The 403-nt window shown below is 37.5% G+C and carries 1 pseudogene; it reads left to right on the top strand.

Annotated features, from left to right (window positions below):
* A pseudogene (locus tag KH400_RS21725) lies at nucleotides 1-403 on the top strand (3-deoxy-8-phosphooctulonate synthase); the annotation flags it as partial.

The raw sequence follows: 403 nt of genomic DNA on the forward strand, positions 1-403 counted from the left end.
AAACAACCCATTTGTACTTATTGCTGGTCCTTGTGTAATTGAAAACAAAGATCTAATTATGGAAACAGCTGAACAGCTAAAAGAAATTACAACAAAGTTAAACATACCTTTCGTATTTAAAGCGACATTTGATAAAGCTAACCGCTCATCGATCCACTCATTCAGAGGACCTGGTTTAGAAGAAGGTCTTGCTATCCTACAAGAAGTAAAAGAAAAGTTCAACGTACCTGTAACTTCAGACATTCACGAAACAGCACAAGTAGAAAAAGCTGCAGAAGTGTTAGATATCCTTCAAATTCCAGCATTCTTATGCCGTCAAACAGATCTTTTAGTTGCAGCGGCGAAAACTGGACGCATTGTAAATGTTAAGAAAGGTCAATTCTTAGCTCCATGGGATATGGTG

Source organism: Desertibacillus haloalkaliphilus (genome assembly GCF_019039105.1).
Classification (GTDB): domain Bacteria; phylum Bacillota; class Bacilli; order Bacillales; family KJ1-10-99; genus Desertibacillus; species Desertibacillus haloalkaliphilus.